This is a genomic window from Paraflavitalea soli (assembly GCF_003555545.1).
GTDB classification, from domain to species: Bacteria; Bacteroidota; Bacteroidia; order Chitinophagales; family Chitinophagaceae; genus Paraflavitalea; species Paraflavitalea soli.
Window position 1 is genome coordinate 5985510 of the sequence record NZ_CP032157.1, and the last position, 23933, is coordinate 6009442.

Below are 23933 nucleotides of genomic sequence, written 5' to 3' on the forward strand. Positions count from 1 at the left end.
ATTATAAACTATCCGGCAATGATAGCGGTGGCTTCTATTTCAATGAGGTAGTCCGGCTCGATCAGCCCTTTTATTTCGATCATGGATGTACAGGGTTTGATCGTACTGAAGTATTCGCCATGTGCTTTTCCATATTCTTCCCACCGGCTGATATCTGTTACAAACATACGGGTGCGCACCACATCTGTAAGAGAGGCGCCGGCCTGCTGTAGTACTTTTTCAATTTTGCCAATGATAAAGTGGGCTTGCTGGTACGCATCGCCCTTGCCTACAAGCTGGTTGTTTTCATCAACCGCCACTGTTCCCGTTACTTCTACGGTATTGCCGATCTTAACTGCACGGCTATACCCCACAATATCTTCCCATTTGGCCCCGGAAGAAATATTCATTCGATTGGACATAACTATATTTTTTGATGAGTTTATTATAATCTTTGACAGACCCAGCCAGAGAAATGTGGCAGGCATTGCAAGTCTATTTGACCTCAATGTTCTCGGGGTTGATGAGGCTTTCGCCGTTAAACCGGAGATAGATCTGGACCACCGTTACCACATCTTTCTGGCAGTAGGTGGCTATGCGTTCCAGGTTATGTTCTTTCCAGTAAACGTCTCCCACCATTTTACCATCAATATCATCTTTTGGTGTAGGGATACTGAGGGTACGGGCGAGCAGGTTGAGGGAAGTAAAGCTTTTATAATCCCCGAATTTCCATAGTTCCATGGTATCCAGATGGGCTATTTCCCAGGGCTTTTTGCCACTAATGTTCAGCATGGGTGGGATCCTTATGCTATTAATGATAAGACGGCGGCAGAGGTAAGGAAAGTCAAACTCCTTACCGTTATGGGCACAAAGGTATTTTTGATGGTCTACGGCCCAGCGGCGCAGCATCTCGGTAAATTGCAGCAGCAACTCCTTCTCATCATGACCCGCAAAGGATTTTATGACCAGCTTTTTAGATTCTCCATTGCCGTGTATAATACCACAGCTGATGCAGATGATCTTACCGAATTCAGCATAAATGGCTGCCCGATTGTAGATGGACTCAATTGTCTCTACTTCCTTATTACGTATCAGGTAACCCGCTTTCAGGCTCCACAGTTCCTTCCATTCTTCGGGCACTTCTTCATACGTAGCGTATTGGGAAACAGTTTCAATGTCGAGGAAAAGAATGTTATTTAAGGCTGCAAGCATACAATAGTAATGTGCGAATAAAAGGTAAAAGGTAAAGAAACTTATTGAAGTTCCCATTTCCCAATTGACACATTAACTCACCGGGCCTGGCAGACGCCGCAGGTGCGGCAATATTTAAAGGAATTTATCGCCTTTGTTTCTTTTTACTTCCGCCACATATTCTTTGATCTCCTGTTCTTTGTCTTTTTTACAGATCAGGAGCACATCTTTGGTATCTACTACGATATAGCCTTCCAGGCCCTGCAGCAGCACCAGCCTGTCATTCTTAGCATGCACCATATTGTTATGGGCGTCGAATACCATCACCTGGTCGCCGGCCACCGCATTACCGAGGTAGTCTTTCTCCAGGTTTTCATAGGCGCTGTTCCAGGTACCCAGGTCACTCCAGCCAAAGGAAGAAGGAATGAGATACACATTTTGCGCCTTTTCCATGATTCCATGGTCAATGGAAATATTGGTACAAAGAGGATAGATATTATTGAGCGCAGCAATTTCTTCAGTGGTATTGAACTTATCCTTCTCCGCCACAAATACATCATACATCTCTGGCAGGTATTTTTCGAAAGCCGAAATAATGTTTTTTACCTGCCACACAAAAATACCGGCATTCCAGAGAAACTCACCACTGGCCAGGAAGGTCTTGGCCAGTTCCAGTTCGGGCTTTTCGGTAAAGGTTTTCACCTTATACACATTATCAGTTACGGCATGTTGCTCGTATTGAATATACCCGTACCCGGTATTGGGGTAGGTAGGTTTAATACCCAGTGTAATAAAGGCATTGTGTTTATTCACAAAGCTCAGGGCTTCGAGGCACACTTTATTGAAAGCAACAGGATCCAGGATCAGGTGGTCCGATGGCGCTACGATGAGCGAAGCCTGTGGATCAAGTTGCTGAAGTTTGAAAGAAATGTAGGCAATACAGGGCGCTGTATTCTTGCGGGAAGGTTCACCAAGAATATTCTGCAGCGGCAATTCGGGCAACTGGTGTTTTACGATATTGATGTACTCATTGGAGGTCACCACAAAAATATTCTCTTTGGGGATAAAGGCTGCAAAACGATCATAGGTAGACTGGATAAGCGTTTTACCCGTATTGAGAATGTCCAGGAATTGCTTGGGATAGTTGGTACGGCTCATGGGCCAGAAACGGCTGCCGATACCTCCTGCCATAATAGCCACGTAATGATGTTTAGAACCGCCCATTGCAGGAATTTGTGATTTTGTCATAGTTCAAGTCTAAATAAGTCCTTCTCTTACGAGATCGTGCAAATGTATAAAGCCAAGGTAGGTAGAACCTGTGGTTACCACCAGTTGGGTAATATCGTATTGACGCAAAAGGTCCAGTGCTTCCACAGCCAATGCATCTGCATGGATGGTTTTGGGATGCTTCGTCATAATCTCTGCTGCTTTAATTTCGTCCAGTTGCAGGGTAATACTTTTCTCCAACATACGGCGCAGGTCACCGTCCGTAATAACGCCAAGTAGTTGATCATTCGTATCTACAACAGCAGTAGCACCCAATCTTTTTTTCGAGATCTCTACGATCACTTGCTTAAGGCTTGCCGTGGATAGCACTTTAGGACATTCATTGTTTACATAGAGGTCCGATACATGCAGGTAAAGTTTCTTGCCCAATGTACCCCCCGGATGAAAACGGGCAAAATCATCGGACCCGAAACCTTTTAGCTCCATCAATACTACTGCAAGCGCATCTCCCATCACCAGCTGAGCGGTAGTACTGGAAGTAGGCGCCAGGTTATTGGGGCAGGCTTCCTGAGAAACCGTTGTATTCAATATAATATCCGCCTGTCTGGCCAGATAGGCTTCTATATTGCCAACCATCGCAATGAGCGTATTGCCAAAATTCCGGATCAGGGGCACCAGCACTTTGATCTCGGGACTCTCACCACTTTTGCTGATGATAAGTACGACATCCTCCTGTTGGATCATACCCAGATCTCCATGAATGGCATCGGCAGCATGCAAAAAGATGGCAGGTGTGCCGGTAGAATTAAGCGTAGCAACGATCTTTTGGGCGATAATGGCGCTTTTACCAATACCACTTACCACCAGGCGGCCCTTTGTCTCAACAATCGCCTGGACAGCTCTTTCAAAATCCGCGTTGACCATGGGCAGCAGGGAAGCCACCGCTTCCGCCTCCCGGGTGATCGTTCGGGTTGCAACTGATTTAATATCAATGGTAGACACTACAGACATAATTATTAAATGACAAACCTACTTGAAAATTGTTGGCTCACAAAACCACTAAAACAAGGTATAGATGAGCCTGTTAGCGTGAATTAATAAGCTTTAACCGATAAATGATGAAACGAACCGCTTGTAAAACAATTAAATTTCAGTAATTTAAGTGATTTACAAAGGGATAGGATTAAAAAAACAAGACTTATCGTTTATATCATATTTGTTAAAGCCTGCGTTATTGATTGGCGAACGCTCAAAATGAGTTAAATTCGCCACCCTTTGAAACAACCCGGTTCCAATTAGGCTGGAACACTCTCTAACCAACGCTAACTACCGATCTGACGACCTGGCCAAACATGAGATTCTACTTGTCATCCGCAAATGCCGGATGTATTCAGTTTATATATCTGAAGAGCTACCATTAACATTAAAACCTTACATCTTATGTCTATTTACATCACTTATTGTGTGAAGGAAACTATTTGAGCATGGGAACAACAACCAAGAAAACGGCATCGAAGACAGAAAAAGCATCTAAAAACGGCGCTGTTAAAAAGAATGGGACTGCCAAGTCCAACGGTACCATTACCGGTTCTTACCTGCACGAAGCATTGCAGGAACACTTCGGCTTCAAAGGCTTTAAAGGCAACCAGGAAGCTATCATTAAAAGTTTATTAAGCGGCAAAGATACTTTTGTTATCAAACCTACGGGAGGTGGCAAAAGCTTATGTTATCAGTTACCGGCCATGATCAGCGAGGGAGTGGCCATCATTGTAAGCCCCCTGATCGCGCTGATGAAAAACCAGGTAGACCTGGTACGCAGCTACAGCAGCAAAGATGATGTAGCGCATTTTCTCAACTCTACTTTAAGCAAAAAGGAGATCCGGGAAGTACAGGAAGACCTGTTGACCGGGCGCACCAAGATGTTGTACGTTGCTCCTGAAACGCTCACCAAACAGGAGAATCTTGAATTTTTTGCCGAACTTAAAATATCTTTCTTCGCCGTGGATGAGGCCCATTGTATTTCCGAGTGGGGCCATGATTTCCGTCCTGAATACCGGAGACTGCGGGAGATGATGACACAGATCAACCCGGATATTCCGGTGATCGCGCTTACGGCCACGGCAACTCCCAAAGTACAGAGTGATATTATCAAGAACCTCGATCTGCGGGATCCCTCCGTTTATATATCTTCCTTCAACCGGCCGAACCTCTACTATGAGATCCAGCCCAAGATCAAGAAAGACATAACGATCAAAAACATTGTACGCTTCATCGTTCAGATGAAGGGTAGAAGCGGTATTATCTATACATTGAACCGCAAAACCACGGAAGAATTGGCAGATATGCTGATGGCCAATGGCATCAAGGCTGTGGCGTATCATGCGGGATTGGATAGCAAATTGCGGGCTGAACGCCAGGACCTGTTCCTGAATGAAGATGTACAGGTAATTGTGGCTACCATTGCCTTTGGGATGGGGATTGACAAGCCGGACATCCGTTTTGTGATCCACTATAATATTCCTAAAAGCATTGAAAACTATTACCAGGAAACCGGCCGTGCAGGGCGCGACGGATTGGAAGGAAAGTGTATTCTCTATTATTCCCATAAAGACGTAGCCAAGCTGGAGCACCTCATGCGCGACAAGCCGCTGAGTGAACGCGAGGTGGGAGCCCAGTTGATCAACGAGACGGTGGCTTATGCTGAAAGTGGTGTTTGCCGTCGTAAGGTGTTGATGAGTTATTTTGGAGAAGAGTATACCGATAAGAACTGCGGAGAGTGCGATAACTGTCTGCATCCGAAGGAAGAAATAGAGGCCAAAGACAATGCGGTGAAGGTATTGAAGACCGTGAAAGCCCTGGATGAACGTTTTGCAACAGATTACACCGTAAATATTATAATAGGCCGGCTTACCCCCAATATCAGCATGTTCCGTCATGAAGGTATGGCCGAGTTTGGCATTGGTAAAGATGAGCCGGATCATTACTGGAGTACGTTGATCCGACAGTTATTGCTGTCAGGATTATTGAGCAAGGAGATCGAAGATTATGGAGTATTGAAGATCACCAAGGCCGGGGAAGCATTTGCGAAGAAGCCCAAATCATTCAAGATCATTCTCAACAACCTCTATGAAGAAGCCAATGCAGATGATGATGAGGGGGCTGAGAATCCTACCGGTACGGCAGCTACGGATGAGAAGTTGTTTGAGATGTTGAAAGAACTCAGGCAAAAAGAGGCGAAGAAAAAAGCATTGCCTCCTTTTGTGATCTTCCTGGAGACTTCCTTACAGGATATGGCTACTTTGTATCCTACTACCTTGCAGGAGCTGGAAAAATGCTCTGGCGTAAGCAAGGGCAAGGCCCTGCGTTATGGAAAACCTTTCATAGAAATGGTTGCCAGGTATGTGCAGGAGAATAATATCGAGCGGCCGGATGATTTTGTGATGAAGAGTGTGGTCAACAAGAGTGGTAATAAAGTATACATCATTCAGCAAACCGATAAGAAGATCCCGCTGGAGACCATTGCTAAGAATAAAAGCTGGCGGATGGATGAGATGCTGGAAGAGATGGAAACCATTGCAGCCAGCGGCACCAAGCTCAACCTGGATTACGCGATTGATGAAATGCTGGACGAGCACGAGCAGGACGAGATACTGGATTATTTCAAAAGCTGTGAAACATCCTCCTTACAGGTAGCGCAGGAAGAATTGAGTGACGGGAATTACACCTGGGAGCAGTTGAAGATCATGCGCATTAAGTTCCTTGCCCAATATGGTATGTAGGAGCCGGTGAAATTCTTTTACTATATTAACTAATTATACTTGAAGTTGTGGCTACCTTGCCGCAACTTTTTTATTTTATGGATCCGTATATCGACAAATTAAAAGCAAGCATTGGGGCAGCCAGGCAACAGATCGTAGACCACCCCTTGTACCGTACCATCAATTCCCTGGAAGACCTGCGCATTTTTACTCAATATCATGTATTTGCGGTTTGGGACTTTATGAGTCTGCTGAAAGGATTGCAGGCCCGGCTTACCTGTGTACAATACCCCTGGGTGCCGGTGGGCAATGCCAATACCCGCTACCTGATCAATGAGATCGTGACGGGTGAGGAAAGCGACGTGGATGAGCAAGGCCAGCGTTGCAGTCACTATGAATTGTATTGCCGGGCCATGCAGCAATTAGGCGCCTCCACCCAAGAGATACAGGCTTTACTGGCCCTGGTACAACAAGGCGTACAGATCCGGACAGCCTTACAGCAGCTGGATCTGCCACCAGCTGTACAACAGTTTGTGGGCTTTACTTTTGACACACTAGATCGGCAGGATGCAGCCATTACAGCAGCGGTATTCACCTTTGGGCGCGAGGACCTGATCCCCGATATGTTTTATGGTCTGGTGAAAGACCTGGAACAGAAATTTCCTGGGCAGGTCTCCATTTTTAAGTATTACCTGGAGCGTCATATTGAGGTAGATGGGGACCATCACAGTTTATTGGCCATGGAAATGGTGCGGGAGTTGTGCGGAGAGGATCAAGAGGCCTGGAAAAGGACTACGGAGGGCGCATTACAGGCCCTGGAATTGAGGAAGTTATTGTGGGATGGGGCCTATGAAAAGATCTTGTCAACTAAATCCACTAAAATCAATAATTAATTTTTTGATTTACACAGATTTGCTATTTTTGCAGCCCCTAATCAAACAAAAGGATTTCGGTCCTTCTGTTAGTGTTAAGGGGAAACAGGAGGTGCGGTAGCTCAGTCGGTAGAGCAAAGGACTGAAAATCCTTGTGTCGGCGGTTCGATCCCGCCCCACACCACCAGGAAGATAAAGCGATTACGTTAACAAGCGTAGTCGCTTTTTTCATGTCACTACTACAATACTCCTACAACCTGACTCACAACCTATCAGGGATACAACAAATACTTCTTACGCATCACCTTATACTGACTTAACCCGGGCTCCCAGCTGGCACGGATCTCTTCTTCCGATTTACCATCAATGATCTGTTGACGAAAAAGGCCTGAGCCAATCTGTATTTCAATAGAGTTCATTTCACGGCTAAGTTTGGAATCAAAGAACTTTTCCTTGTGGGGATGAGCCTTATACAACTCCATGATCCATTGCAGGTTGATCTTTTTGCTTTTACGCAGCAGGTTCACATCATACTTGCGCAGGTCAATGCCATAGCAAACCTGGTCCATGAACAGGGGTGTTGCAGACATACCTTTTATACTGGTAGGTGTATAAGAGAATTCATAGATACCTTTTAGTTCCGGGCTGCCAAACACGGTGAAAGGAAATAAAGTCCCTCTGCCGTGATTAAGGTAAGTGGCTTCAAACATGCAGACAGAAGGATACAGCATAATAGACTGCTGCGTGTTCAGGTTGGGTGAGGGCTTAACAGGCAACACATATTCCATATCGTGGTTATAATTCGCCACTGGTATTACCTTAATCTTACACGTTGCTTTATTGGTCAGCCAGCCCTCACCGTTGGCCATACGCGCAAATTCACCCACGGTCAATCCGTGAGACATAGGAATGGGAAACATCCCAATGCCTGATCTATACTTCATATCCAGCACGGGGCCATCAACCAGGTACCCGTTTGGATTGGGCCGGTCAAGGATCAACATTTCTTTTCCGCTTTCATAACAGGCGTCCATCAACCGGACCAGGGCATTGATATTTGTATAAAACCGGACACCAACATCCTGCAGGTCATAGATCAGGATATCTACATCGGCGAGGTCCTGTTTACTCGGTTTGTTCTTGGCGCCGTATAAAGAAATAATCGGAATACCTGTAGCAGCATCCGTTTCATCTTTTACTTCTACCCCGGCGCCTACATTACCTCTGAACCCATGTTCGGGGCCGAATACTTTAACAATATTTACGTCGAGGGCATGTAGACTGTCTACCAGGTGCTTTTTCCCAATAATAGAAGTCGGGTTTGCCATGATCGCTACCCTCTTGCCTCTCAGGTAAGGGAGGTATTTATTAACCTGGTCTGCCCCCGTGAGAATTGGTTTCTTTTTGACAGTCTGGCTTTGTAAAGAAGTTACGGAAAGAGCAATAAGACAAATAATGAGTAACAGGCGCATAGGGAAGAGCATTTTTTTGGAAGATTCTTTTTGGGTAATCCCCCTGGTTTACCAAAATATCTTAGCGAGGAAGGTAGGTATTAAATTTCGTATTAGAACCAGCAGAAAAACGCATCGCATTAAAATACTGGAAGTTATGTGCAATAAAAAAGCCCCGGAGAGCCGGGGCTTATTATTAAAACGTAGGGATACTCAGTTTTACCAACGGTTGTTCCTGTTGTAACCACCGCCGCCGCCGTTGCCACCTTTGTAGCCACCGCCGCCGCCAGACCTGTTGTTCTCTTTAGGTCTTGCTTCGGTTACACGAATAGAACGACCTTCTACAGTCGCCTGATCCAGTTCAGCAATAGCTTTCTTAGCTGCTGCATCGTCTGGCATTTCAACAAATCCAAAACCACGTGATTGACCAGTTTCCTTGTCATTGATCACCTTGGCTGAGGTAACTTCTCCATAGGGTGCAAAGAATTCTTTTAAGTCTTCATCCTGAACGTTGAAGCTTAAGTTTGATACGTAAATGTTCATACTAACTAAAAATTAAAATTTAACAATTATCTGAGAAGGCAAGAAGTATAGACTAACTAAAATGCGGTTTGCTAAAAGCGGCATAATGTAACGATACTGACTGCGAGGCTCAAAATTGACGGATCGAAGGTACGATTAATTATAACACCAGCCTATTTATTAGTGAAATAAGAATTTGCCCGCAAATATCCCTGTAAAATGGATATTACCCGGCCCACAGCCTTGGAATGCTTGTAGTTATATCAGATCCGGAATCGGAATGGCATCCAGCCAGGGATCAAGCTGGTTGGTTTGGTTAAATACCCGGAATTCGTGCGTCTGCTTGGTAGCCTTGTCGCAAAAAACCTCCACATAAAAAGCCTGCATCTGGAAGAGAAAGATCATGAATTGCTGATTGGCCTTCTTAGCGATCAATATGCCCTGGTGCAGCATCACCGTTTTCTTTTCTGCTTCACTGAGTAGTATAAAGTCTGACAGGATCATGTTACAGATTTTAGTTGTGACTCTCTTAAGAGAAATAACTGACATTTCGTAACGAGGCTGATTGCTTTGTCCGGACACACAATAAGGATTGCCTTATTGTCACTTACTAAATGGAATACTGAAAAAAACTAAACTGAAAGAATATAAAACAGAGACTGATGCTCTTAATAACGAGGCTTTTATAAAGGTAGTATATAAGTCGGGATTTCTCAATAAATTGCCGCATGCATTTTACCTTATTTAACACATCTGTCTATAGCAGCAGGCGCCAGGCCTTGCTCCAAAACACAGGTTCCGGTCTTATTCTCCTGATGGGCAACGAAGAAAGCAGTATGAATTACAAGGATAACACCTATCCTTTCAGGCAGGATAGTACTTTCCTGTATTATTTTGGGCTGGATGTGGCAGGGCTGGCAGCCGTGCTGGATGCAGAAAGTGGCGAAGTGGTCATTTTCGGCAACGAACTGAGCATGGATGACATCGTGTGGACAGGTCCTTTACCCTCTGTAAAAGAGATGGCGGCAGCTGTAGGTGTTTCGCATACAGCTCCTTATAACGATATTACCACCCACGTACGAAAAGCTCAATTAGCAGGGCGTACGGTACATATTTTACCACCTTACCGCCCGGAAAACAGGATCAAACTGGCAACATGGCTGCAGGTGCCCGTACAGGATGTAGACCGGCAGGTATCGTTGAAGCTGATCAAAGCTGTTATCAGCCAACGGGTCATCAAGGAAGACGCAGAAGTGGCGGAGATCGAAAAGGCTGTTTCTATCAGCGCCGACATGCACCTGGCAGGTATTCAATATGCTCGGCCGGGCATGAAAGAATATGAGGTAGCTGCTAAAGTGCAGGAAGTAGCTTTTGCAGCAGGCGGGCGGCTCTCCTACCCTATTATTTGTACCGTGAACGGTGAAACACTCCATAACCATTATTATGGCAATACTATCCGGGAAGGGCAAATGCTATTGCTGGATGCCGGGGCAGAAAATGACCTGCACTATGCGGGCGACCTCACAAGGACTTTTCCCGTAGGTAAAAAGTTTACCACCGAGCAGAAAGAGGTCTATAATACTGTACTGGCCTCCCTGGATCACGCCATCAACCTCCTGAAGCCAGGGATACGTTTTCGCGATGTGCACGCAGGCGCCTGTGAAAAGCTGGTGGAAGGGCTGACGGCTATCGGGATTATGAAAGGCAATGCAGCAGAAGCCGTAGCAGCCGGTGCCCATACCTTGTTCTTTCAATGTGGCCTGGGTCATATGATGGGCATGGACGTACACGATATGGAAGACCTGGGCGAACAATATGTTGGCTATTCAGATGACCTGCAAAAAAGCAAAGAGTTTGGCTGGAAATCACTGCGGCTGGGCCGTGCCGTAGAACCCGGTTATGTGCTCACCATCGAACCCGGCGTTTATATCATACCCTCGCTGATAGACCAGTGGGTGGCCGAAAAGAAGCATACCAACTTTATCAATTATAAAACCCTGGAAACCTTCCGCAACTTTAGCGGCATCAGGGTGGAAGACAATTTCCTGGTTACTGCCGACGGCAATCGTAAACTGGGAAAATATTTACCAAAGTCGGCAGAGGAGATCGAATCACTCAGGTCTTAAGACGGGCATTTGAAAGCGTTTTTATTCTTTAGCCCTCAGGTATTGGGATGGCCAGTAATCCATGTGGTCACCAAGTTCCCGGGCTGCATGCAAGGGAAAATAAGGATCCCGAAGGGATTGCCGGGCTATAATGATCATATCCGCCTGACCATTGGCCAGCACTTCTTCGGCCTGTTGGGCCGTAGTGATCATGCCCACCGCGCCTGTTAAAACAGGCGCCTCCTTTTTTACTTGTTCTGCAAAGCGCACCTGGTAGCCGGGGCCTACGGGTATGGTAACACCGGGTATAAGCCCGCCCGATGAGCAATCAATAAGGTCTACCCCTTTGCTTTTTAGTATCCGGGCCAGTTGAACAGACTCTATTTCATTCCACCCCCCTTCAGCCCAGTCGGTAGCAGAAATGCGCACCAATAAGGGCAGATTGGCAGGCCAGGCAGTTTGCACAGATTCCAGTACCTGAAGGAGCAAACGGATACGATTTTCAAAACTCCCGCCATATTCATCTGTCCGGTGATTGCTGAGCGGCGAAAGAAACTCATGTATGAGATAGCCGTGGGCGCTATGCAACTCCAGCACCTGATAGCCTGCCTGCACAGCCCGAAAAGCAGCTGCGGTGAAATCCCTGATCACTTTTTCTATTCCTGCACGATCCAGCGCTATAGGCGTATCATCGGTACTTCGAAAGGGAATGGCCGAAGGAGCTACCGTTTGCCAGCCACCTTCCTGTTGTGGTATATGCCTTCCCCCTTTCCAGGGGCTTTGGCTACTGGCCTTACGGCCCGCATGCGCCAGCTGGATACCCGGCACCGCACCCTGCTCACGCAGGAAGGCAGTAATAGCCTTTAGCTTTTCCAGGTGCTCAGGCTTCCAGATGCCAAGGTCATCGGGACTAATACGTCCCTCGGGCGATACAGCCGTAGCTTCCTGGATAATAAGCGCCGCACCGCCAACTGCGCGGCTGCCCAGGTGTACCAGGTGCCAGTCTGTGGCAAATCCTTCTACGGATGAGTATTGGCACATGGGCGAGATAACAATACGATTGCGAAAAGTAATGTCTTTGATGGTGAGCTGTGTGAAGAGTGTTGACATCGTGGTACATGTATAAATTCGATGCCAAAGATATCATTAATAAAAAGAACCCCTTCCGCTGGATGCAGAAGGGGTTTATCGGAGTAAGGATCAATGATTATTGGTATTCGTAAGTAAGTTTTACTGCACCATCATTAGAGGTAAGGGGATAACCATTTGCATCGTAAGTATAGGTGAGCGTGGTTGTTTCGTCCAGTTGTGTGCCTGGAAAATCAAGCACCGTGGTGATCAGCTCATTCTTTGAACTAAAGAAGAGCGAGAAGCCTGCCTGGTCCAATACATATTTGGAAACCTGGGGAAAGGGAGCCTTTTTGGTACCAAATGTAAAGGTTGCCTTATACGAAAAGGCGCTACCCTGCACAGTTTCTACCTTTGACAGATTGCCATTGGTATAGGAAAAGTCCATGTCCAGGTCTTCATCTGCCTGCTTCATATGAAGCTTGAGTTTTGTTACCTGGTTATTAGCAACAGTATAAGTAAGTTCGTCATCTTCTACCAGCTCATCAGGTTCTCCCGCACTCTTCTGCCAGCTTTTGAATGTGCCGGATACGGGCACACCATTGGCGTAAGTATAGTTGTAGACATTTTTGAACTCCTGCTCAATAGACTCTACTTTAATAAGATTGCCGGCTGCATCATAAGAAAACGTAGTAGACTCTTTGTTGTCGGCACTGGCAAAACCGGTCAGCTTTTTGGCATTGTCATAGGTAAAATTGTAAACAGTAGTAATACCGTTCTCTACTTTTGTCATCTTCTTAATAAGTTTGGTGGTGGGATTGTCACCGCCGCCTCCATTATTATCACCGCCGTTATCATCTTTATCCTTTTTACAGGATGTGAACACCAATGCAGACAGTATGCCTGCGAGTAAGATTGCTTTTTTCATGACTATTTTTTTGTTTTAAATGGTTATACTTCACCGGTATGATGCCCTTAGAAGCAAAATGGAGTGCAATATTACCCGCCGTCAGACTTATATGAATAGCAGATCGGTATGAGTTGGGAAAAACAACGAATGAGGTGTAGAAAAAAAGACTATAGGTCAAATACCTGTGACAGAAAACAAACTCATGGAAGCAATTCGTGCACACAGCATGAAGAAATAAAGACCGTTTGGCTCATTTTCGAGCCAAGTCTTATTTGACTAAATATTTTTACCTGTTGAGGTTATATATTACCGCTTATTTTCTATCTTTGAGCAGCTTTTCTTTTATCACTAGTCATGGTTAAGGACTGATCTGGATAGCATTAATGATTATATGGGAATAAAAGGGCCCTCCCGGGCCCTTTTAAACTGTCTTCTTATTCATCAGTGGCGTAAGCTGCTGAAGTTATCAGGTGCTTATTCTGTGCGCAGGCTCTTTACCGGGTTGGCAATGGCCGCCCTGATAGCCTGAAAGCTCACAGTAAATATAGCGATGCCCAAAGCAAGCAAGCCTGCCAATGCAAAGATCCACCAGCTAAGGTCAATGCGGTATACAAAAGATTGCAGCCATTTATTCATGGCCCACCAGGCTACCGGTGTGGCTATCAGGAAGGAAATGGCCACCAGCTTAACGAAATCGTTTGATAGCATCTGTACAAGGCCCGGCACACTGGCGCCCAGTACTTTCCGTACAGCAATTTCTTTGGTACGCTGCTCCGCACTGAAAGCCGCCAGGCCAAACAAGCCCAGACAAGAGATCAGGATGGCAATGCCTGTAAAGGAATTGATGATACGTGATAAAGTAATTTCGGTCTGGTATTGTTGTTGCACCTGGCTATCCAGAAAAGCATAATCGAATGGCACGGCCGGAAAATCCTTTTTCCAGATGGCCTCCATTTTTGACAACAACACCTGGTAATTTTTACTATCAACATTCACCATGATATTACCAGCAGAGCGGTTATTCGCGTTATAAATAAGCATAAACGGGCTGATGGCCTCATGAAGGGACTGGTAATTGAAGTCTTTCATTACACCTGCTATTTCGTAGTTCCTGCCATTATCTTCTGTATATAGCTTGGTTCCCGGCGCCGTTTCAACAGAAAGACCCAGGCGTTTTGCCAACGTTTGATTGATGATCACCTTACCAGAATCATACAAATGAAAGTCCCTGCCGCTGGCCAATTGAATGCCCATGGTCTTGATAAAATATTCGTCGGTTGTAACATTTTCCTGGTTTACAGAAGTGGTGAGGTTGCCGCCGGCAAGAAATACGCCCCAATTAAAATAAGTTGCCTGCCCGGGAATGCCGGTCGTTTTCGTCACCCCTTTCACCTCCGGCAGTTGCTGCAGGTCGGTCATAAAGGATGACATCTTTGCCTTCGTATCATCCGTATAAAAAGTGAATACCAGTTTTTGATTGGCATTGAAGCCAAGGTCCCTGTTTTTTATAAAGCTCAGCTGGTTATAAATAACAAGGATACTTACAATAAGAATGATCGACAAGGCAAATTGGAATACAACCAGTGCGCGACGGATGCCGGAAGCGGAAATATGACTCTTAAAATTGCCCTTGATCACCTTGATGGCGTCGAAAGCTGATAAATAGAAGGCAGGATAACTACCCGCCAATAATCCTGTAACCAATACCACACCTGCCAGTGCCAGCCATATTTCATAATGCGTCAGGAAGGAAAGCGTAATATCGGCCTGCGTAAGTTGGTTGAGCCAGGGAAGAGCCATGATCAGCAAAGGCAAGCCAATAAGCACGCCGATCAATGAAAGTGAAAATGATTCACTGAGAAATTGCAGTATCAGGCTTTTCCGGCCAGCGCCTATTACTTTTCTTACCCCTACTTCTTTGGCTCGTTTGGAAGCACGGGCGGTGGATAGGTTCATGAAATTGATACAGGCTATCACCTGTATAAGGATCGCTATCAGCAATAAGATATACAGAAAGGAGCTGCTTACTACTTTTCCGGCCTCCACTTCATATCCACTGGTCGTGTGAATAGATGTGATAGGCTGCAGGAACTGTTTCTTTTCCATGCCCCTGGCCTTGAGATCCGCCTGCGCATACTTATTCAAAAAGGCCGGAAATTTTGCCTCCAGGGCAGTAGCGCTGGCTCCGGGCTGTAGTTTCAGGTAAGAATAAGTAAAATTATTACCCGTCCACACATTGTTACTACGCAACCCTTCTCCGTACCCATTCAGAGAAAGGAAGAAAGCGGCATGGATATGTGACTTCCCCAGGCTTTCATCTATTACACCCGTTACTTTCAAGGATTCTTTCCCCCAGGAATTGTCCACCTCTATTATTTTTCCCATGGGATCTTCGTTGCCAAAGATCTTATCGGCGAGCGGTTTACCCAGCACTATGGAATAAGGCTGTGCCATAGCCGTGGCGGGTGAGCCACTGATAAAATGGTAGGTAAAGATCTCAAAGAAGGTAGAGTCTACCAGGAAGGCCTCTTTTTCATAGATCGATTTGTCTTTGAATTTCAGTAAGTGGCGACTTACACCCAGTGTAGGTATCACCCGGGTAAATTGTTCTACTTCCGGAAAGTCGTGCTTGATGGCCGGGGCAATGGGCGGTGAAGCGGTGGCCATCGTATGTTTATCACCCGTCAGGTACAGATAAGTGGTGAGCCGGTAAATATCCTTTTCATTTTTGTGGTGCTTGTCATAACTATACTGGTCCACTACATACAACACAATATACAGGCAACACAAGGTGCCAATAGCCAGGCCAATAATGTTGATAAAACTGAAGGTCTTGTTTTTCAGCAGCAGCCGGAAAGTGGTTCTAAAATAGTTTTTGAACATGGACCAATGATTTGAATGGGGAAGAACTGTATTGTCTTCCGAAAAGCAGCCAGAAAAATGCCAGACTCGAAAGAGATTGATTTTGAATTAAATAGCTATTGTATTAACTACGAATTTGTTCGTTTCTGATACAATCACTGTGCGGTTTACCTCCTTGATCCTGCCTAAACCATTGGATTTCAGAAAAATTAGCCTCGTCGTTAACACCTCTTTTTGCTAATGTTTTGCAAACGTTGGTCACTTTAGTAAACTACTAATAGCTTTCATCGTCTAACCAGTGTAAATTGAAAGTAATAACAAAACCCACCAGGGATTCATTCAACGCAAACTGCCTCTTTATGAAATCATTCTTTACCTTCTTATGCGCGCTGGGCGGTATTTTACTGTCTGGCCTTTCTGTCTCAGCACAGGACGCATGGCCCAAAACCGTAACCACCCCGCAGGGCACAGTAATCAAAATATACCAGTGGCAGCCGGATTCCTATTCCGGTAATACCCTCCAGGCTAAGGCCGCTATCTCTGTACTGGAAAGTGGTAAAACAGATCCCGTTTTCGGGATGGCCTGGTTAAAAGCTACTACCAGCAACAGTGGCAGCCGGGTGCAGGTGGAAAAGGCCCAGGTTGAAAATATTAAGTTACCCGGTGAAATAAGTGATGATAAGCTCGACGATTATGCCGATGCCCTGGAGCAGGAGATTGGGCGGGGAGGCATCAGTTTTTCGCATAGCGACCTGCAGTCATCCCTGGACCTGAACAACAAGCAATCAGAACTGGATCAACAAATCAGCAATACGCCTCCCAAAGTATTATACAGCAATACCCCTTCCATATTGGTATTGATCGACGGCGCACCCAAATTGCAACGCAACAGTGCATGGGGAATGGACGCAGTGGTCAATACTCCTTTTACGATCGTAAAGAACAATGATGGCCGTTTTTACCTGTATGGTGGTAAACATTGGTACAATGCCGCTTCTGCCACCGGCCCTTATACTTTAACTACCCAGGTATCACAAAACCTCAACAACATTGCCCAACAGGTAAATGATGCCAATAAGGATGGTGACACTGAAAAGGAAACAGATGAAAACACCATGTATAAAATAGTAGTCAGCACCGAACCAGCTGAGCTGATCCAATCCAACGGAGAGGCCAATTTTGCACCGGTATCAGGCACTGAATTACTGTATGTTTCTAATTCCGACGATGATATTTTCATGGATGTGCAGTCCCAGCAATATTATGTACTGATCTCCGGTCGCTGGTTTAAATCAAAAACATTAAGTGGTCAGTGGCAATATGTAGCTTCTGACAAACTGCCGCAAGACTTTGCCCGCATACCCGAGGGCTCAGCCAAAGACAATGTGCTGGCCAGTGTAGCCGGCACCCAGGCTTCTCAGGAAGCTTTGCAGGAAGCAGAAATTCCACAAACCGCTAAAGTAGACAGGCAACAAGCCAAAGCCGATGTAGTGTATGACGGCGATCCGCAGTTTGAAGATATTGATGGTACCGATATGGATTATGCAGTAAACACTTCTGCTTCCGTGATCCGCTGGAGAGGTCGTTATTATTCTGTAGACAATGGTATCTGGTTTGAATCGTACAGCGCCGTAGGGCCCTGGTCAGTAGCAGTCGTAAGACCTTCTGCAGTGGCCCTGATCCCTCCCCGCTATCCGGTATACCAAATGAAATATGTGTACATCTATGATGTAACTCCCGATTATGTGTGGATGGGTTATACACCCGGATATCTCAATACTTATATCTACGGACCCACCATCGTATATGGTACCGGCTATTATTACCGGCCCTGGTATGGTAACTATTATTTCCCGCGTCCGTACACCTGGGGGTTTAATATACGCTACAATCCCTGGATTGGCTGGGGCTTTGGATTCAATTACAACAATGGTTGGTTCCACGCCAGCGTAGGATTTGGCCGTCCCTGGGGTTATGGCTATGGCGGCTGGTGGGGTCCACGAGTTTATCGCCCTTCCTACTGTTATGCCCCTTATCGTAGCTATGGCGGCTATTACAGTGGTGGATTCTATGGCAACGGCTATCGCAGCCGGCCGAATGTGAACATCGTGCACATCAACCGCACCAATAATATTTACAATTACCGCGGTGGCCGTGGGGTAGTGACCAGGGATAACCAACGATATACCCCCAATAACAGGGGGCGTGAGTTTAATAACAGGCAAGGTTATGCCAACAGGAGCTATAACAACAGCAATAATGGTGGCCGCGGCGGCAGGTTTGACAACAACAACAACAATCGCCCCGACAATAATGACCGGTTCAACAACAGGCCAAACAGGATAACCGATCGTAATGCAACCGGCCAACGTGATAACAACCGGTTTGGCAATAATAATGGTCAGGGTAGCCGTGCCGATAATAATGGCATCCAACGTCCCAATCGCGAATGGAAATCAGTTGAAGGGAACAGAGGCGGTAATACCGGCAGCAGACCTGGCGCAATTACAGCACCAGGTAGCCGTGAGCGGACGATCCGTGACAATAATGGCTCCCGTGATGACAGCCGATGGAATAACCGGAATAATAATCCGGCGCCTGTAACCCGTGAGCCAAGAGTATACCAGCCCCGTAGCAACGATGATAACCGTCAATGGCAAAACAGACCAGGAGGCGGCGAAAGGAATAGCCCCAGGGTGATACAACCGCAACAACCACAGCGCCAACAGCAGATGCAGCCGCAACCCCGTCAGCAACGGGAATCAGCTCCCCAGCAAAGGTCATTTGAGCGCAGGGATAATGGAAGCGGAGGCGGCAACCGTGGTGGTGGCGGTCAGGGTGGCGGCAGACCTTCAAGAGGTGGCGAAGGTGGTGGCGACAGACCAGGTAGAAGAGGTTAATATAAATTTTCTTCCTCATCATACAGAAAGTAATCCCCGCCGGACAGGTGGGGATTATTGCTTTTAGGAATACCTGACAGAATGCCGTTAACATTTATTTTAATTGTAGAAGCATTTACCAGTTTGGTTTGGCACAGTGTTGGTATTTATTTTACCGAAGTACCTTTATTATTTACGTTTAAACTTTATTATCATGAAAGCAAAACATATTCTTGTAGGGATGATTGCTGCTGCCGCTGTAGGCGCTTTGGTGGGCACATTATTTGCACCTGAAAAAGGAGCGGATACCAGAAAAAAGATCAAGGATACAGCTGATGACCTGGTGAATAAAGTGAAAAAGGGGCTGCGGAAGAACAGCGCTACCGGTGAGATGGAAGTAAGCTAATTTAAAGGAGTACAATTACTCAACATATATCTGTCTTCATTATCGTACTGAAGCTGTCTTACAAGTCAATAAGATCGTTCCGGAATAGCATTTCGGACAGTGAAGGAGGAAGAGTAGGCGAAAGCCCACCATTCCAATCTGAAGAGACTTTTAAGACAGTTTCTTTTTTTATGCCTATCTCTATCATTTGTAGCCGGTATTCCACAATTAATCATATCCCCTCACCAGCAATTTCTTCGATTCTACAATTCGGCCATCGGACGTCAATAAAGTTTACGCTATAAGTCGTGCAAATCCAGTACACCGGTTCTTACAATTAGACTGTAATTTTGGTCCCTTATTAATTACAGATGATAACGATCTATTATTGTTATGATGCCTATTGTGGCTGGTGCTATGGTTTTAGTCCGGTAATCAAACAGATTGCGGAAGAATATAAGGACAGGATCTTCTTTGAAGTGCTTTCGGGCGGCATGATCATTTCCGATCAACCCAAGCCAATTGGCGCCATGGCGGGCTATATACGGCAGGCCTACAAAGTAGTGGAAGAACGCACCGGCATCAAATTTGGCTCCGACTTCCTGTGGCATATCAACAACCCGGATGATAGCGACTGGTTTCCTGACTCCGAAAAGCCAGCTATTGCCCTATGTGTGTTCAAAGATTATTTTCCCGCGAAGCAGGTCGCATTTGCCGCAGATCTTCAGTACGCCCTGAATTATGAAGGCAGGGACCTTTGTGATGATGAAGCCTACCGGCACCTGCTGGAGAAATACCAGCTACCGGCTGACGAGTTTTATGCCTCCCTGCACAGCGAGGCTTACAAAGAGAAGGCCTATTACGAATTTGCGCTTTGCAAACAGCTGCAGGTAACCGGATTTCCCGCTGTGCTGTTGCAGGCATCAGAATCCAAATTCTACCTGCTGGCCCGCGGCTTCACCGAATACAGTGTGCTGAAGCAGCGGATAGACGCGGTGCTGCAGGAAATAGCTCAATCTTCTTAAAAGCGGCCTTAAAAAAAACCCGCCTCGCAAGGATTGGGTACACATTGACATCAAAAAGGATTGTTAAGTTTGATCACTGGTTCTTTAAAGGGCTGTGGTTCCCATAGCTTGCCCCTACTCAAAACCTCCTACATGCAAAAATTATCCTTTGTCATTTCTTTTTTGGTCATTACAGTGGCTGCCTGTGCCCAATCGGGCCGGGGGATGGACTTCGAACAATACAATCCTATATCTACCCTGGTAGTACCGGAACATGTTTTAACCCGGGCCAAATATCCATTTATTGATGTCCATAACCATCAAAATGGGCTGCGTGCAAACGATATCAAACAATTACTGCAGGATATGGATAAGCTCAACATGCAGGTGATGGTGAACCTGAGCGGCGGATACGGTTCCAGCCTGCAGAGCATGACAAGCTCAGTAAGGACCAATGCACCTAAACGATTCATTGTGTTTGCCAATATCAACTTCTCAGGTATTGGAGAACCCGGCTGGACAGAGAAAGCGGTGAAACAGCTGGAAGAAGATGTAAAGGCCGGTGCCAATGGCCTTAAGATATTCAAATCACTGGGATTTTCTGTGAAAGACAACCAGGGCAATCGTGTAACGGTCGATGATCCACGGCTGGATGCTATCTGGGATAAGTGCGGCTCCCTTAAAATACCTGTACTGATCCATACGGCCGATCCCAAACCTTTCTGGGATGCGCAGGATGATAAAAATGAGCGCTGGCTGGAACTGGCTACCCACCCGGGCCGTAAGCGCAGTGATACCAACCCCGTGCCCTGGGAGACACTTATAGAAGAGCAACACCGCATGTTTAAAAAGCATCCTAAAACCACTTTTATTGCCGCTCATTTTGGCTGGTATCCCAATGACCTTACCAAACTTGGTAAGCTGTTGAATGAAATGCCCAATGTAGTGGTAGAGTTTGGGGCCGTCATTGCCGAACTTGGCCGCCAGCCAAAGGCTGCCCGTAAATTCTTTGAGCAGTACCAGGACAGGATATTATTTGGCAAAGACAGTTGGGTGCCGGAAGAGTATGCCACTTATTTCCGGGTGCTGGAAACAGAGGACGAATATTTCCCTTATCATAAAAAATACCATGCTTTCTGGCGCATGTATGGCATGGGATTGCCCGACAATATCCTGAAGAAAGTATACTATAAAAATGCGTTGCGGATCATTCCTAATATTGACAAAACCCAGTTTCCCGATTAATGGTTGACCATTGGCAGAAGGCGGCAGATTAGCCTGCAAGAGTTCATCCGGAAAATTTCCGGGATCGTCGTTTTTGGGGAGCAGTAATGTGGAAGTAGGCAGGTAATTTGTTTATCTTTCTCAAAACTCATTTATTATGAAACGGCTAACCGTCATTTTCTGTTCAACGATCGCACTGGCCATTGCCGGCTGTAATGATGCCCCTACTACTGATAGCGCCGCCAAAGGCGATACTGCTACGGCCAGCAAACCCGACACCACCGCTACCGCTGCTACTGAAGCACCGGCCCCGCCACTTGATTCTGCAGCCATGATGAAAGCCTGGGGAGCATACATGACACCGGGCGAACAACATAAAATGTTGGCCGCACAGAATGGAAAGTGGGAAGGAAAGGTAACGATGTGGATGGCGCCAGGAGCACCCCCTTCTGAAAGCAAAAGCACAACAGTTAATCAAATGATCCTGGGTGGCCGCTACCAGGAATCAAAACATTCCGGAAGCTTTGGAGGTATGCCTTTCGAAGGAAAGAGCATTGTAGGATATGACAATATCAAAAAAGTTTTTATCAGCACCTGGATCGATAATATGGGTACAGGTGTAATGGTAGCCGAAGGTCCCTGGGATGCTGCCAGCAAAAGCATTACTTTTACCGGCAGCATGGTAGATCCCTCCACCGGAAAAGAATGTAAGTTCCGCGAGATCATGACCTTCACAGATGACAAGCACCAAAAAATGGAAATGTACAATACGCCCGGAGGCGCGAAAGAGTACAAGACCATGGAGATAGAGTACACCAAAAAATAATAGCCCGATAATGAGCTGCCCGCCCTGGTTCTACACCGGGCGGGCAGTTTTTTTTATGGCTATACCGCTCATTCCACCTAACGCCAGGCCCCAATAATGGCGCCCATTAGTATCAGGGCCACTACACAATAACCTCCGTTGATGAAAATGTACCGGGCTGTTTTGTGTTCAAACAATGCCACTACAGCAATGCTGCAAAAAACCCAGATGCCGGCAAGAAAACCCGCCGTGGCGCCCCAGGAAATGTTGACGACGGGTGCGCCGGGACAGGGTTGGGCAGGCTCTGTAAGGAACATCGCCAGGTTTACGGCCATGATCAGCGAAAGCACAAAAGCCCAGCCGAAGATCCTGGCTTTGTTGCCTTTCTGAACATCTTCCATGTTCATTTTATTTTCCTTCATCCAGGCTTTACCGAATAAAGCAGGGGAATACCATACACCGCCCAGTACAAAGGCAGAAACACCGGCTACCAACACCGCCAGCCAGTTAATTGAGTTCATGTCCATGTGTTTACACTTTAAGGGATTAAATAGATTATGATTTATCGAATCTATTTCACTAATTTTTGGGTGCCAACGAAAAGCGAACCGGCATGGAAAAAGAGCTGACGAAATCAAATAGCACGGCGACGAAAGTTCCGGTTGCCAGCCAGGTCAATGATATCGGCTTCCGGCTGATACTCATCCCTTTCTTTGGCATTGCCATTCCGCTTATCACCAGGCTGGTAGACCACAACAGTTTTTCCAACTGGGAGATCAAATTGAGTTATGCCTATACCATTGGCCTGTCCTTCCTGATCTGGGAAGGCAACCGTTACCTGCTGTTTACCCTGCGCACTTATTTCAACTGGTTCAACCAACCCATACGCAAGCTGGTGGTACTGATCTTTTCCGTATCGTTTTATACCATACCCGTCAGCATCTTATTATTAATGGGATGGTATCATATCTTCAAAGCCGGGCTGGTCAATTGGAATACTGTTACAGAAGCTACGTTGATCATTATGGTTTGCGTGGTTTTCATTGTGCATGTATACGAAACCTTCTTCCTGGTAAAAGAATCTGAAAATGAAATGTTGAAGAATGCACAGCTGGGCCGGGCAAAAGTAGAGGCCGAACTGGAAGCCCTGAAAAACCAGATAGATCCGCACTTTATTTTTAACTCCCTCAATACCCTATCGCACCTGATAGAAGAAAAACCACAAAGGGCCAGGCAGTTCAATGATAACCTGGCCGATGTGTACCGGTATATTTTGCAGAACAAACGACGGGAACTGGTATTGCTGCGCGAAGAGATGCAGTTCCTGAATGACTATTTCTCCCTGTTGGTGATCCGTTTCGAAAACGCTGTTCGGTTAAACATGAACATACCCGATAGCCTGATGGATCAATTCCTGATCCCTCCTATTTCTTTGCAGGTATTGGTAGAAAATGCGATCAAACACAATGAATTCTCAGAAGCCTCCCCCCTGGTGGTGAACATTGATTTGCAGGAGGAGGTCTTAACTATCCACAACCAGGTACGCAAAAAAATATTACGTAAACCTTCATCCCGCATCGGATTGAACAACCTCGACGAGCGTTACAAATTGACGACCGGCAAAGAGATCGCAGTAACTGTTACGGACCACGATTTTACTGTTTCTTTACCCGTTTTAAAAATTGGCTGAT

20 protein-coding genes and 1 tRNA gene are annotated in these 23933 nt (G+C 46.1%); 10 read left to right on the forward strand and 11 right to left on the reverse strand.

What is annotated here, in order from left to right; genetic code table 11:
* Positions 1-8 precede the first annotated feature (8 nt).
* The 4 genes from D3H65_RS22725 to D3H65_RS22740 all read right to left on the reverse strand — a co-directional run bounded on the left by D3H65_RS22725 (position 9) and on the right by D3H65_RS22740 (position 3408).
* Positions 9-401, reverse strand: a complete 393-nt coding sequence (locus D3H65_RS22725; protein ID WP_119052514.1) for a RidA family protein — start codon at positions 399-401, stop codon at positions 9-11.
* Positions 402-474: 73 nt separating this feature from the next.
* The gene (locus D3H65_RS22730; protein WP_119052515.1) at positions 475-1191 is read right to left on the reverse strand and encodes a 3'-5' exonuclease; all 717 of its coding nucleotides are present in this window, start codon (positions 1189-1191) and stop codon (positions 475-477) included.
* Between the two features lie 114 nt (positions 1192-1305).
* The gene (locus D3H65_RS22735) at positions 1306-2418 is read right to left on the reverse strand and encodes a mannose-1-phosphate guanylyltransferase (protein ID WP_245999567.1); all 1113 of its coding nucleotides are present in this window, start codon (positions 2416-2418) and stop codon (positions 1306-1308) included.
* A gap of 9 nt (positions 2419-2427) precedes the next feature.
* Positions 2428-3408, reverse strand: coding sequence for a KpsF/GutQ family sugar-phosphate isomerase (locus D3H65_RS22740; RefSeq protein WP_119052517.1), 981 nt, complete (start codon positions 3406-3408; stop codon positions 2428-2430).
* A 473-nt stretch (positions 3409-3881) separates the two neighbouring features.
* Between D3H65_RS22740 and recQ the strand changes: the two genes are divergently transcribed.
* From recQ to D3H65_RS22755, 3 genes are all read left to right on the forward strand, one after another.
* The gene (recQ, locus tag D3H65_RS22745; protein WP_119052518.1) at positions 3882-6176 is read left to right on the forward strand and encodes a DNA helicase RecQ; all 2295 of its coding nucleotides are present in this window, start codon (positions 3882-3884) and stop codon (positions 6174-6176) included.
* A 77-nt stretch (positions 6177-6253) separates the two neighbouring features.
* On the forward strand, positions 6254-7048 hold the full coding sequence (locus tag D3H65_RS22750; RefSeq protein WP_119052519.1) for a DUF3050 domain-containing protein: 795 nt from the start codon (positions 6254-6256) through the stop codon (positions 7046-7048).
* A gap of 90 nt (positions 7049-7138) precedes the next feature.
* Positions 7139-7214, forward strand: a tRNA-Phe gene (locus D3H65_RS22755).
* 85 nt (positions 7215-7299) lie between these two features.
* On the opposite strand, the gene D3H65_RS22760 is transcribed toward D3H65_RS22755, so the two are convergent.
* The 3 genes from D3H65_RS22760 to D3H65_RS22770 form a co-directional block, all read right to left on the reverse strand.
* Positions 7300-8499: an exo-beta-N-acetylmuramidase NamZ family protein gene (locus D3H65_RS22760; protein WP_245999568.1), complete on the reverse strand. Its 1200-nt coding sequence runs from the start codon at positions 8497-8499 to the stop codon at positions 7300-7302.
* A 198-nt stretch (positions 8500-8697) separates the two neighbouring features.
* Positions 8698-9021, reverse strand: a complete 324-nt coding sequence (locus tag D3H65_RS22765) for an RNA recognition motif domain-containing protein (protein WP_119052521.1) — start codon at positions 9019-9021, stop codon at positions 8698-8700.
* 237 nt (positions 9022-9258) lie between these two features.
* A complete protein-coding gene (locus D3H65_RS22770) occupies positions 9259-9504 on the reverse strand; it encodes a hypothetical protein (protein ID WP_119052522.1) in 246 nt (81 codons plus the stop codon).
* A 224-nt stretch (positions 9505-9728) separates the two neighbouring features.
* Here D3H65_RS22770 and D3H65_RS22775 point away from each other — a divergent pair, with 224 nt between their 5' ends.
* On the forward strand, positions 9729-11126 hold the full coding sequence (locus D3H65_RS22775) for an aminopeptidase P family protein (RefSeq protein WP_119052523.1): 1398 nt from the start codon (positions 9729-9731) through the stop codon (positions 11124-11126).
* Positions 11127-11147: 21 nt separating this feature from the next.
* Here D3H65_RS22775 and D3H65_RS22780 read toward each other — a convergent pair whose 3' ends face one another.
* From D3H65_RS22780 to D3H65_RS22790, 3 genes are all read right to left on the reverse strand, one after another.
* A complete protein-coding gene (locus tag D3H65_RS22780; protein WP_119052524.1) occupies positions 11148-12215 on the reverse strand; it encodes an NADH:flavin oxidoreductase/NADH oxidase in 1068 nt (355 codons plus the stop codon).
* A gap of 97 nt (positions 12216-12312) precedes the next feature.
* Positions 12313-13101 (reverse strand): hypothetical protein, encoded by a 789-nt coding sequence (locus D3H65_RS22785; protein WP_119052525.1) that lies wholly within the window; start codon positions 13099-13101, stop codon positions 12313-12315.
* Between the two features lie 456 nt (positions 13102-13557).
* A complete protein-coding gene (locus D3H65_RS22790; RefSeq protein ID WP_119052526.1) occupies positions 13558-15966 on the reverse strand; it encodes an ABC transporter permease in 2409 nt (802 codons plus the stop codon).
* Positions 15967-16304: 338 nt separating this feature from the next.
* On the opposite strand from D3H65_RS22790, the gene D3H65_RS22795 reads away from it, so the two are divergent.
* The 5 genes from D3H65_RS22795 to D3H65_RS22815 all read left to right on the forward strand — a co-directional run bounded on the left by D3H65_RS22795 (position 16305) and on the right by D3H65_RS22815 (position 22263).
* Positions 16305-18845: a ribonuclease E domain-containing protein gene (locus tag D3H65_RS22795; RefSeq protein ID WP_119052527.1), complete on the forward strand. Its 2541-nt coding sequence runs from the start codon at positions 16305-16307 to the stop codon at positions 18843-18845.
* Positions 18846-19038: 193 nt separating this feature from the next.
* On the forward strand, positions 19039-19230 hold the full coding sequence (locus D3H65_RS22800) for a YtxH domain-containing protein (RefSeq protein WP_119052528.1): 192 nt from the start codon (positions 19039-19041) through the stop codon (positions 19228-19230).
* Between the two features lie 350 nt (positions 19231-19580).
* Positions 19581-20234: a DsbA family protein gene (locus D3H65_RS22805; RefSeq protein WP_119052529.1), complete on the forward strand. Its 654-nt coding sequence runs from the start codon at positions 19581-19583 to the stop codon at positions 20232-20234.
* Between the two features lie 132 nt (positions 20235-20366).
* Positions 20367-21458, forward strand: coding sequence for an amidohydrolase family protein (locus D3H65_RS22810; protein WP_119052530.1), 1092 nt, complete (start codon positions 20367-20369; stop codon positions 21456-21458).
* Between the two features lie 136 nt (positions 21459-21594).
* Positions 21595-22263 carry a DUF1579 domain-containing protein gene (locus D3H65_RS22815; RefSeq protein ID WP_119052531.1) on the forward strand — a complete coding sequence of 223 codons (669 nt, stop codon included), beginning with the start codon at positions 21595-21597 and terminating at the stop codon, positions 22261-22263.
* 77 nt (positions 22264-22340) lie between these two features.
* Here the strand turns inward: D3H65_RS22815 and D3H65_RS22820 are convergent, their stop codons facing one another.
* A complete protein-coding gene (locus D3H65_RS22820) occupies positions 22341-22763 on the reverse strand; it encodes a DUF1761 domain-containing protein (protein ID WP_245999569.1) in 423 nt (140 codons plus the stop codon).
* 92 nt (positions 22764-22855) lie between these two features.
* Between D3H65_RS22820 and D3H65_RS22825 the strand changes: the two genes are divergently transcribed.
* Positions 22856-23932, forward strand: coding sequence for a sensor histidine kinase (locus tag D3H65_RS22825; protein ID WP_119054615.1), 1077 nt, complete (start codon positions 22856-22858; stop codon positions 23930-23932).
* Position 23933 lies beyond the last annotated feature (1 nt).

Coding starts and splice junctions, on each gene's coding strand:
- D3H65_RS22765 (WP_119052521.1), bottom strand. CDS start 9,021: ATGAACATTTACGTATCAAACTTAAGCTTCAACGTTCAGGATGAAGAC.
- D3H65_RS22770 (WP_119052522.1), bottom strand. CDS start 9,504: ATGATCCTGTCAGACTTTATACTACTCAGTGAAGCAGAAAAGAAAACG.
- D3H65_RS22825 (WP_119054615.1), top strand. CDS start 22,856: ATGGAAAAAGAGCTGACGAAATCAAATAGCACGGCGACGAAAGTTCCG.
- D3H65_RS22725 (WP_119052514.1), bottom strand. CDS start 401: ATGTCCAATCGAATGAATATTTCTTCCGGGGCCAAATGGGAAGATATT.
- recQ (WP_119052518.1), top strand. CDS start 3,882: ATGGGAACAACAACCAAGAAAACGGCATCGAAGACAGAAAAAGCATCT.
- D3H65_RS22775 (WP_119052523.1), top strand. CDS start 9,729: ATGCATTTTACCTTATTTAACACATCTGTCTATAGCAGCAGGCGCCAG.
- D3H65_RS22810 (WP_119052530.1), top strand. CDS start 20,367: ATGCAAAAATTATCCTTTGTCATTTCTTTTTTGGTCATTACAGTGGCT.
- D3H65_RS22805 (WP_119052529.1), top strand. CDS start 19,581: ATGATAACGATCTATTATTGTTATGATGCCTATTGTGGCTGGTGCTAT.
- D3H65_RS22815 (WP_119052531.1), top strand. CDS start 21,595: ATGAAACGGCTAACCGTCATTTTCTGTTCAACGATCGCACTGGCCATT.
- D3H65_RS22785 (WP_119052525.1), bottom strand. CDS start 13,101: ATGAAAAAAGCAATCTTACTCGCAGGCATACTGTCTGCATTGGTGTTC.
- D3H65_RS22795 (WP_119052527.1), top strand. CDS start 16,305: ATGAAATCATTCTTTACCTTCTTATGCGCGCTGGGCGGTATTTTACTG.
- D3H65_RS22820 (WP_245999569.1), bottom strand. CDS start 22,763: ATGAACTCAATTAACTGGCTGGCGGTGTTGGTAGCCGGTGTTTCTGCC.
- D3H65_RS22790 (WP_119052526.1), bottom strand. CDS start 15,966: ATGTTCAAAAACTATTTTAGAACCACTTTCCGGCTGCTGCTGAAAAAC.
- D3H65_RS22760 (WP_245999568.1), bottom strand. CDS start 8,499: ATGCGCCTGTTACTCATTATTTGTCTTATTGCTCTTTCCGTAACTTCT.
- D3H65_RS22750 (WP_119052519.1), top strand. CDS start 6,254: ATGGATCCGTATATCGACAAATTAAAAGCAAGCATTGGGGCAGCCAGG.
- D3H65_RS22740 (WP_119052517.1), bottom strand. CDS start 3,408: ATGTCTGTAGTGTCTACCATTGATATTAAATCAGTTGCAACCCGAACG.
- D3H65_RS22780 (WP_119052524.1), bottom strand. CDS start 12,215: ATGTCAACACTCTTCACACAGCTCACCATCAAAGACATTACTTTTCGC.
- D3H65_RS22730 (WP_119052515.1), bottom strand. CDS start 1,191: ATGCTTGCAGCCTTAAATAACATTCTTTTCCTCGACATTGAAACTGTT.
- D3H65_RS22735 (WP_245999567.1), bottom strand. CDS start 2,418: ATGACAAAATCACAAATTCCTGCAATGGGCGGTTCTAAACATCATTAC.
- D3H65_RS22800 (WP_119052528.1), top strand. CDS start 19,039: ATGAAAGCAAAACATATTCTTGTAGGGATGATTGCTGCTGCCGCTGTA.